Source organism: Pseudomonas sp. K5002, from assembly GCF_013386655.1.
Lineage (GTDB): Bacteria > Pseudomonadota > Gammaproteobacteria > Pseudomonadales > Pseudomonadaceae > Aquipseudomonas.
On the sequence record NZ_JACARK010001365.1, the window covers coordinates 1 to 1,387 of the forward strand.

General features: G+C 62.0%; 3 protein-coding genes. All 3 read right to left on the bottom strand.

What is annotated here, in order from left to right:
* The coding region (locus HX846_RS36400) for a 3,4-dihydroxy-2-butanone-4-phosphate synthase (protein WP_178967368.1) at nt 1-367 on the bottom strand (367 nt) is incomplete at its 3' end.
* Between the two features lie 16 nt (nt 368-383).
* Nucleotides 384-1,061, bottom strand: coding sequence for a riboflavin synthase (locus tag HX846_RS36405; protein WP_003209988.1), 678 nt, complete (start codon nt 1,059-1,061; stop codon nt 384-386).
* 34 nt (nt 1,062-1,095) lie between these two features.
* On the bottom strand, nt 1,096-1,387 hold a 292-nt coding region (locus HX846_RS36410; RefSeq protein WP_178967369.1), incomplete at its 5' end, for a RibD family protein.

The window sequence follows — 1,387 nt, forward strand, 5'->3', positions numbered from 1 at the left end:
TGACGATGTCTTCGGCCTTGGCGTCTTTCGCGGCAGCGGCTTGTACGGTGCGGGCGCGGTCAGCAGCGGAGATGCCGGTGGTGACACCGGTAGTGGCTTCGATGGACACGGTGAACTTGGTGCCAAACCCGGAACCATTGCGCGGCGCCATCAACGGCAGCTTCAGCAGCTCGCAGCGCTCGCGGCTCATCGGCATGCAGATCAGGCCACGGGCGTGCTTGGCCATGAAGTTGATGTGTTCCGGCTGGCAGCACTCGGCGGCCATGATCAGGTCGCCTTCATTCTCGCGGTCTTCGTCATCCATGAGGATGACCATCTTGCCTTGGCGGATGTCTTCAACCAGTTCTTCGATGCTGTTGAGCGCCACGCGGCACCCCCTTGGGTCAGGATTTAAGGTAGCCGTTAGCGGCTAAAAAACTTTCAGTGATGTTCCCGGCGGGCCCTTGAAGAGAGTCAGACTCTGCGGCCTTATCGCCCAACAACAGGCGCTCCAGGTAACGGGCAAGCAAGTCGACTTCCAGGTTCACCCGGCGACCCGGCTGGTACGACGCCATGATGGTTTCGCTCAGGGTGTGGGGAATGATGGTCAGTTCAAATTCGGCGCCATTCACGGCGTTCACGGTCAGGCTGGTGCCGTCGACGGTGATCGAGCCTTTGTGGGCGATGTACTTGGCCAGCTCTTTCGGTGCGCGAATGCGAAATTCCACGGCACGCGCGTTTTCGCTGCGGGCAACCACTTCGCCGACACCGTCGACGTGGCCGCTGACCAGGTGCCCACCGAGGCGGGTGGTCGGGGTCAGGGCTTTTTCCAGGTTCACCGGGCTGCCGCTCTTGAGGTCGTTCATCGCGGTGCAGTCCAGGGTTTCCCGGCTGACATCGGCGGCAAAGCCGTTGCCAGGCAACTCGATGACGGTCAGGCACACACCGCTGACGGCGATGCTGTCGCCCAGTTTGACGTCGCTCAGGTCGAGCTTGCCGGTTTCAACCAGCAGGCGTACGTCGCCGCCTTTTGGGGTCATTGCACGGATGCTGCCGATGGATTCGATAATGCCGGTGAACATGCCGTTCTCCTGAAGACGTGGCGCAGGCCGGGAATTATACGCTCGCTGATGGCAGAGGGATGGCAGTGACTCTCCAGTCATCGCCAACAGCGCGCATTTCAGTGATCTTGAGTTGGGGGGCGTCGGCCAGTTTCTCAAGCGGCCAGTCCAGCAAAGGCCGGGCGGCAGAGCCAAGAAACTTGCCGGCGACGAATATCACGTACTCGTCCACCAGCCCTTGCTGGGCGAAGGCACCCGCCAGGCTTGGGCCGGCTTCCACCAACACTTCGTTGACACCACGGGCCGCCAGGGCCACCAGCGCGGAACGCAGGTCGACCTCGCCGTCG

Bases quoted from the DNA above. Each gene is read 5' to 3' on its own strand.
- HX846_RS36405 (WP_003209988.1), bottom strand. From the start codon at position 1,061: ATGTTCACCGGCATTATCGAATCCATCGGCAGCATCCGTGCAATGACC.